The organism is Mesorhizobium sp. WSM4841, from assembly GCF_055811515.1.
Window position 1 is genome coordinate 26,754 of the sequence record NZ_JBVVQC010000048.1, and the last position, 7,123, is coordinate 33,876.

Sequence of the window (7,123 nt, forward strand, 5' to 3'; positions counted from 1 at the left end):
GCAAGCAAGAACGCGCAAGCCGTCGGCAATGAGCGGGCCAGCCGGCGGGCGGGCACCCTGAATTTTAACGCGCAATTTGAACGGCTGGAACGGGGCGGGGGAGCGGCCATTACGAGCCGTCTCAAAACGCTGTCGCGAAAACTTGTCTCGCACCGTGCTATATTGACCATGCCAACCCGCACTGCGCAGCAGTTGGGGAAATGCCTCACCGCTGCGCACACAGAATGTTGACCTGCGGGAGTCGCCAGTCCGGATCAGAAATAAAACGACAGGGAGGATGACGTGTCCCTCGACGCCAATGACTTCGATCAAGCAGTTGAAAAATACCACCTGGCTCTCGATGAGTTCATGAAAGGAAACCCCGCGCCTGCGAAGGAGCTCTTTTCCCAACGAGACGATGTAACACTGGGAAATCCGTTTGGCCCTTTCGCGCATGGATGGAAGCAGGTCGTTGAGACGATGGAGCAAGCGGCATCGAACTACAGGGACGGCGACGCTACCGGCTTCGAGACCGTAGCGAAGTGTGTGACGTCTGAACTGGCATACCTCGTCGAAGTAGAGCGGCTCAGGTCCAAGGTTGGCGGTCGGATCGATGTCACCCCTTTGGCGTTACGCGTGACGAGCGTCTTTCGCCCAGAAGATGGTCTCTGGAAGATTGTGCATCGTCATGCTGATCCGATAACGACGGCCCAGTTGGCCGATTCGGTACTCCGCCGATAGACGTGGTTGCGGTTTGGACCCTTCGGTCACCGATGCCGGGTCGAAGAGCGCAGAGTGAAGCGGCCAGCGCGCCTGTTGCGACAATCCTCCGCCGGAGCGGCTGCGCGCCTGACATGGTGTCGCGGCGACGTGACATGATCCAGAATAAAGTTTCACTAAACAAGCAGATAGAGCCATGTCTTGATTCTATCTGGCAGGATGGCATCTCGGCATCGCCGGCCCGGCGCATGCCGATCGGTGTGCAACTCGATCTCGCCCTTGAGCATGCTCAGGAAGCGAACATGATCTGCCAGACGGCAACGGCCGCAAGCGCTAGCCCGGCAACGCCTTCGATGGTTCGGGAAATGGTTTCGAGTGGCTTGCCGGCGAAGAAATCCATCAGACGTTCCCGAAACAGGATCGACAACACCGCGACGCAGGACAGCGTCAGCGCCACGCCGACCATCATGGTGATTGCGAAGAGCAAGCCGGCGCCGGGAACGCCTCTGGACATCGCGAAGGTCATCACGAAAAGCGTCAGCGGGCACGGGATCAGACCTGCCATGGCGCCGACCGCCTCGCCCTCATGCTTGTGGTGACGGCCGTGACTCAAAGCGCGCCACAGCATCCACACGCCAATAAGGCCGAGCAGCCCGCGACTGATATCCTCCAGAAGCGGAGCGCGGCCGACGCTGCCCAAAGCGATGGAGACCAGCGGCAGCGAGAGAACCGCAATCAGAACGGCAATCGTCACATGGGTGAAGGACAGCGTAATCGATACGAAAAGGCCGCGCGGAACCTTGGCATCCGAACCCGCAAGATATGTCGCTAGCACAGCTTTGCTGTGGCCGGGCGTCAGCGCATGCGCAGCGCCGAAGACGATGCCCACCGGCAGGAAGCCCATGAACGCCAGCCAGTCGCCTCCCACTGAGAGCAGTTTGATCTGCTCGCCGGCCGCCAGATAGATCGTTCGTTGGAACTCGACAAGAATTTGGAACATCAGCTGAGGCTAACAGAAACGAGCCGCTCCGAGCGACCGTTAGTGGCTGTCGTGTTCGCCGTGAGCATCTTCATGGGAATGATCCGCATCCGCGCTCGCCAATCTTATATTGGCCGCCGCAAGCGCCGGCATGTGCTCGAACAGATCGTGCTCCAGCGCTGCCGTAATCTTCTTCGCTTCGCAGACCGGCAGGCTTTCTCCTACGGCGATGGCAATGTCGGCGTGCAGCCTGTGACCGATCCACCGCGCCTTGGCCTCGACAATGCGCGCTGCCGGCACATGCGCGGCCGCATGGTGGATTTCGCCGATGACATCAGGCTCCACGCCGTCGAGCATGCGGGTCAGCACCGAGCGGGCCGACTGCCAGACGATGCCGAAGATGGCAAGAGTGATGAGGAGGCCGACGATCGGGTCGGCCAGCGCAAAACCGAGCCAGACGCCGAGCGCCCCGATGACCACGGCAAGGCTGGTCAGGCCGTCGGTGCGGGCGTGATAGCCGTCGGCAATCAGTGCGGCGCTGTTGATTTCGCGGCCGACGCGGATGCGGAACACCGCGACGGCCTCATTGCCGAGAAAGCCGACAAGGCCCGCCGCCGCCAGCCAACCAAGATGCGTCACCACGCGTGGATTGATCAAGCGGTCGATGGCCTGGTAGCCGGCGACGATGGCGCTGAACAGGATGATCCCAACGATGATGATCCCGGCCAGGTCCTCGACCCGGCCAAGGCCGTAGGTGAAGGTCGGCGACGGCTTGCGCCGGGCCAGCATGAAGGCGATCCACAGCGGAATGGCGGTGGTGGCGTCACCGATGTTGTGGATCGTGTCGGCCAGCAGCGCCACGCTGCCCGACAGCGCGACCACGACCATCTGCAGTGCCGCGGTAATTGCCAGGATGACGAACGACCATTTGATCGCCCAGATGCCTCGGTCGGTCGTCGCAATGGTCGCATCTATGACCCCGTGGGTGTGACCGTGCGACCCGCTCGCATGATCGTGATGGCCTTGACCATGCGCGGCGTGATCGCGCGACCCGAACCCGAACCAGTCGAGAATGTGCGCGCCGAGACGGCTCACAGGTATTTGACGGCTCACAGGTATTTCGCCAGGTGCTTGAGTTCCGCCAGCGAGTTGCCGCCGGCTTCCGCGGTGTCCGTCAGGCAATGCTCGATATGATCGTGGATCAGTTCGCGCTTTGCGCTGCTGATGGCGCTCTCCACGGCGTGGAGTTGCTGCGCCAGATCAACGCAAGGACGACGCGCCTCGAACATCGACAGCACCGCCGCGAGGTGGCCTTGCGCGCGCTTCAGACGCTTCACGATAGCAGGATGCGAACGATGGATGCTTACGGACATGCTTCTTTTGTATCCTCCCCCCGGGGATACAGTCAATCTTTTCGACTTACTTTACTTTGCCGCTGAGTGTCCCACAGTCCGAAGAAAACCCTCGGCGCGCCCAGCGACCTGCCACCCTCCTACGGATAGCTTTGCCGGCCGCCGGTTGCGCCGTATTATTTCGTGACCGTGTCGCGCGGGAACCTTCCCTCGCACCACGCGTTCGGGGCGCTGTATTCGTCATGCCTCATATTTAGGCAAACGTAGGTGACGGGCGAATACCGGCGGGGAGGCAAATGCATGGGTTGGGGAGGAGCATATTGTGATGTCGAACCGCGAAATTGAAACGTCCCACACATTGGGGCTGCGCGTCGCTAATCTCAAGGCCAGGATGAGAAGCGCCCGTATTACCGAACACGAAATTAAAACCTTTCAGAAGGTCGCCGCCGTCATGGGAGGAGGTGAAGGCTCCCTACGGCTCGATGCCGACGACCTGATTGCGGCGTCTTTCGTTGTCGAGGACGAGCCCAGGACAAACTGACGATCGTGGCGCCCCCGGCGATCAGCCAGGCACCACGTCGGAGGCCAGGAAAGCGGCGCGTCCGAGGCTGGCGACCGCTTTCCTGACACGCTGCAAATGCGCCTCGCGCTCCACCGCTGAGACAGTGTCCATCCGATAGAGCGCCAGGAATTTTGTCGAGCACAGCGGATGGCAAACGGAGCGGAAGCCGCGCAGCAGGGTGCGCCGGCCGGGCTGGCCCATGATCCACGACATCAGCGGCGTCGCGCCGCATGTGGTCATTACCAGCACCCGATGTATATGACGCAATTTGGGGCGTGCGCCACGCTGCGCCGTCGGCATCTCGAAGGCGAAGCCCGGCACCAGCACCCGCTCCAGCCAGCCCTTGAGCATGGCCGGCAGGCCATACCACCAGGTCGGGTAGATGAAGATGACGGCCTCCGCCCAAAGCAGTTCCTGCGCCCGGTCATGCACCGGCGCGAGGTTCGCCGCCTTGTCGTGATAGCCGCGCCATTCGTCGGCGCGCATGATCGGGTCGAAACCGGTCGCGTAGAGGTCGAGGAGATGAACCTCATGGCCGCGTTCGGCAAGCGTCTCCAGCACCGTGTCGCGCACAGCCCCGTTGAAGCTGTCGGTGCTGGCAATAGACGACAAGGACTTTCATGTTGGGCTCAAACCGGCTGGCTTTTGCATCATCGCCGGCTTGAAACGCGCATGCAATGGCCTGCGGGACATCGTCAGCACCGTAATCGAGGCGCTCTGCATCGCTTCTCGCTTCTGGATACTGGTATACGAGGATACAGATATCCACACGGGCGGCTTTCTGTTAGCAAGGCTCACCTGACGGGAGAATCGATTGCGCGGACTTGGCGACGGCTTGATGCAGAAGCCGCTGACGGTGGCGGAGCAAGTGGCGAATGTGCTGCGCGAATCGATTGCCGAGGGCAGACTGGCGGCCGGCACGCCGCTGCGTCAGGACGACCTGGCCGAGCGGTTCGGCTTCAGCCGCATGCCGGTCCGCGACGCGCTTCGCCAGCTCGAGGCCGAAGGCATCGTGTCGATCCATCCGACCAAGGGCGCGCATGTCGCCAGGATGGACGCTGCCGAGATCAGGGAGATCTTTGCGGTCCGCGCACTGCTCGAAGGCGAAGCGCTGCGGCTCTCGATCCCCAACCTCGGCAAAGAAAAACTAGACGAGGCCGGCTATGTGCTCAACCAGATCGATGCCGAGCCGAATGTCGGCCGCTGGGGAACGCTGAACCGTGCCTTTCATCTGGCCCTTTACAGCGCCTGCGGCAACACAAGGCTGCTTGGCCTGATCGAAACCCACCACAATGCGGCCGACCGCTACGTTCGCGTTCTCCTGTCCAACCTCGACTATCGCAGCCGCTCGCAGTCGGAGCACCTCGACCTGTTGACGACCTGCCGCCACCGTGACGCCGAGGCAGCCGTCCGCGTCCTGAAAAGGCACCTCAGCGAAGGCATGGAAACGCTCGCCAGGGCTGGAGATGGCTAGCGGGAAAGTCCTGACCTTGCCGGAGCGCTCTCGCAAAACCATAGCGCCACGACCGAATACCGGCCGGCAACGCCCCTCGCCTAGCGCCGGAGCCAATCCGCCAGGAGTGAGCCTTTGCCGTGCGCTGTCGAAACTCGGCCTGTGCTCGCGCAAGCAGGCAGAGATTCTGGTCGCCGAAGGGCGCGTCCGTGTCGCCGGCAAGGTTGTGCGCAACGGCTCGCTGCGCGTCGATCCCGGCCGCGACCGCATCGAGGTCGACGGCAGCCGCGTTGTCGCCGAGCGCAAGGTCTATCTGATGATCAACAAGCCGCGCGGCCTGGTCTCCACCCGCGACGACCCGCAGGACCGCGGCACCGTCTATGACTGCCTGGCAGAACTCGACCTGCCCTTCGTGTCGCCGGTCGGCCGCCTCGACAAGGCCAGCGAAGGCCTGCTTTTGATGACCAACGACACGCGCTTCGCCCAGCGCCTGCTCGACCCCGCCTCGCACGTCGCCAAGATCTATCACGTGCAGATCGGCGCCCCGCCCGACGAGGCCATGCTGGCGCGGTTGCGCGCCGGCGCCACCGTCGACGGCGAAGATTTGACGGCGCGGTCGATTGAAATCCTGCGCAGCGGCACTAGCACCGCCTGGCTGGAAATCACCCTCGACGAGGGCCGCAACCGCCACATTCGCCGGCTGCTCGGGGCGCATGAGGTGGACGTGCTTCGCCTGGTGCGGGTGGCGATCGGTCCGTTGCAGCTCGGCGAGCTCGCCAAGGGCAAGGCACGCCACCTCACCGCCGACGAGTTGGCGCTGCTTCAGGCCTGAGCGAAGGTGCCGAAGCGACCCGGCAAAGCGGAACGGCAGGCCAATCGCTTCAGCTTTGCGCTGCCCCTCACCTGCCTGCCGGCATCCTCTCCCCGTATAATGACGGGGAGAGGGGCGCTCTCATCTATGGTTTCGCCAATCACCAGCGTTGCAGAAAGGGTGCCGAGTTTGCGGCCAGCCCCTTCTCCCCGTCACTATACGGGGAGAAGTGCCCGGCAGGGCGATGAGGGGCGGCGCCGACTCCGACAACTGCCCCTTAGCACGAAGTTGCCCGTCGCCTCTACGCAGGCCCTCGAAGACACCCTTACTTCGCGTCGTGGAAGATAATGCCGACGGTGTGGCGCAGGCCGGAGCGAAGCCGGCTGACGCCGTGCCTGAGATTGACGCGGTAGCTGCCTTTGCTGCCCTGGACCGGACGATTGTGAACCGCGAAGGCGACGGCGTCGCCCTGGCGCAGCGGCACCACCTCGGCGCGGCTCTGCATGCGCGGACGCTGTTCGGTCAGCACGAACTCGCCGCCGGTGAAGTCCTCGCCGGGTTCGGACAGTAGAATCGCCACCTGCAGCGGGAAGGCAAGATCGCCGTAGAGATCCTGATGCAGGCAGTTGAAGTCGCCGGGACCATATTGCAGCAGGAGCGGCGTCGGCCGCGTCTGGCCCTGCTCGTGGCATTGCTTAAGGAACGCGGCGTGTTCGTCCGGGTAGCGCTGGGCGACGCCCATGCGCTCGTTCCAGTCGTTGGCGACCGCGGCCAGGCGCGGATAGAGCGCGGTGCGCAAGCCGCCGATCAGTTCGGGCAAGGGATAGCGGAAATAGCGATACTCGCCCTTGCCGAAGCCGTGCCGCGCCATGTGGACGTGGCTGCGGAAATGGCTTTCGTCGGGATAGAGCCTGGCGATCTCCCGGCATTCTTCCGGCGTCAGCAGCTTTTCCATCACGGCGCAGCCATAGCCGCTCATCCCCTCGGCCAATGCCTGCCAATCATATCCGGCGACCCGCGCTTCCGCCGATCGGACCGCTGCTTCTGGAACCGTGTGTATGGTCATGGCTCTGCCTCCAATGGCTTCTTCTGCCATCAGAGATGGGTGAAACAGCGCGTGCAAACCACCCGTTTCCTGCCAATGGGTTACGCACAGCGTTCCAGCTTGGGTTCCTCGCCCCCACGAAAGTGGGGAGAGAAGCTATGGGGCGGCGGCGAGGGTTGTGGCACCATCGTTGCTGTGAACTCAACGAATGGAGCGCCCCGA

10 protein-coding genes are annotated in these 7,123 nt (G+C 63.0%); 5 read left to right on the forward strand and 5 right to left on the reverse strand.

Features of this window, described 5'->3' with window-relative positions:
- Positions 1–282 precede the first annotated feature (282 nt).
- Positions 283–720, forward strand: a complete 438-nt coding sequence (locus AC0L14_RS32500; RefSeq protein WP_473751937.1) for a YybH family protein — start codon at positions 283–285, stop codon at positions 718–720.
- A gap of 268 nt (positions 721–988) precedes the next feature.
- Here the strand turns inward: AC0L14_RS32500 and AC0L14_RS32505 are convergent, their stop codons facing one another.
- Genes AC0L14_RS32505 through AC0L14_RS32515 form a run of 3 tightly spaced genes read right to left on the reverse strand, consistent with a single transcriptional unit; the run spans position 989 to position 3,051 of the window.
- Positions 989–1,699: a HoxN/HupN/NixA family nickel/cobalt transporter gene (locus tag AC0L14_RS32505; RefSeq protein WP_473751938.1), complete on the reverse strand. Its 711-nt coding sequence runs from the start codon at positions 1,697–1,699 to the stop codon at positions 989–991.
- 39 nt (positions 1,700–1,738) lie between these two features.
- Positions 1,739–2,791: a cation diffusion facilitator family transporter gene (locus AC0L14_RS32510; protein WP_473489779.1), complete on the reverse strand. Its 1,053-nt coding sequence runs from the start codon at positions 2,789–2,791 to the stop codon at positions 1,739–1,741.
- On the reverse strand, positions 2,788–3,051 hold the full coding sequence (locus AC0L14_RS32515) for a metal-sensing transcriptional repressor (protein WP_473489778.1): 264 nt from the start codon (positions 3,049–3,051) through the stop codon (positions 2,788–2,790). Before AC0L14_RS32515 ends, AC0L14_RS32510 begins: the two co-directional genes overlap by 4 nt.
- A 304-nt stretch (positions 3,052–3,355) precedes the next feature.
- Between AC0L14_RS32515 and AC0L14_RS32520 the strand changes: the two genes are divergently transcribed.
- Complete coding sequence (locus AC0L14_RS32520) at positions 3,356–3,571, forward strand: hypothetical protein (RefSeq protein ID WP_095491134.1); 216 nt, start codon at positions 3,356–3,358, stop codon at positions 3,569–3,571.
- A 21-nt stretch (positions 3,572–3,592) separates the two neighbouring features.
- Here AC0L14_RS32520 and AC0L14_RS32525 read toward each other — a convergent pair whose 3' ends face one another.
- On the reverse strand, positions 3,593–4,204 hold the full coding sequence (locus tag AC0L14_RS32525; RefSeq protein ID WP_473751940.1) for an NAD(P)H-dependent oxidoreductase: 612 nt from the start codon (positions 4,202–4,204) through the stop codon (positions 3,593–3,595).
- On the opposite strand from AC0L14_RS32525, the gene AC0L14_RS32530 reads away from it, so the two are divergent.
- The 3 genes from AC0L14_RS32530 to AC0L14_RS32540 all read left to right on the forward strand — a co-directional run bounded on the left by AC0L14_RS32530 (position 4,185) and on the right by AC0L14_RS32540 (position 5,877).
- Positions 4,185–4,394: a hypothetical protein gene (locus tag AC0L14_RS32530; RefSeq protein ID WP_473751941.1), complete on the forward strand. Its 210-nt coding sequence runs from the start codon at positions 4,185–4,187 to the stop codon at positions 4,392–4,394. The genes AC0L14_RS32525 and AC0L14_RS32530 overlap by 20 nt on opposite strands.
- Positions 4,395–4,406: 12 nt before the next feature.
- Complete coding sequence (locus AC0L14_RS32535) at positions 4,407–5,066, forward strand: GntR family transcriptional regulator (protein WP_473751942.1); 660 nt, start codon at positions 4,407–4,409, stop codon at positions 5,064–5,066.
- Between the two features lie 106 nt (positions 5,067–5,172).
- Positions 5,173–5,877 carry a pseudouridine synthase gene (locus AC0L14_RS32540; protein WP_473527896.1) on the forward strand — a complete coding sequence of 235 codons (705 nt, stop codon included), beginning with the start codon at positions 5,173–5,175 and terminating at the stop codon, positions 5,875–5,877.
- Positions 5,878–6,181: 304 nt separating this feature from the next.
- On the opposite strand, the gene AC0L14_RS32545 is transcribed toward AC0L14_RS32540, so the two are convergent.
- Positions 6,182–6,922 (reverse strand): 2OG-Fe(II) oxygenase, encoded by a 741-nt coding sequence (locus tag AC0L14_RS32545; protein ID WP_473527897.1) that lies wholly within the window; start codon positions 6,920–6,922, stop codon positions 6,182–6,184.
- Positions 6,923–7,123 lie beyond the last annotated feature (201 nt).

Excerpts from the sequence above, each read along its gene's own strand:
- AC0L14_RS32505 (WP_473751938.1), bottom strand. The coding sequence starts at position 1,699 with ATGTTCCAAATTCTTGTCGAGTTCCAACGAACGATCTATCTGGCGGCC.
- AC0L14_RS32515 (WP_473489778.1), bottom strand. The coding sequence starts at position 3,051 with ATGTCCGTAAGCATCCATCGTTCGCATCCTGCTATCGTGAAGCGTCTG.
- AC0L14_RS32520 (WP_095491134.1), top strand. The coding sequence starts at position 3,356 with ATGTCGAACCGCGAAATTGAAACGTCCCACACATTGGGGCTGCGCGTC.
- AC0L14_RS32545 (WP_473527897.1), bottom strand. The coding sequence starts at position 6,922 with ATGACCATACACACGGTTCCAGAAGCAGCGGTCCGATCGGCGGAAGCG.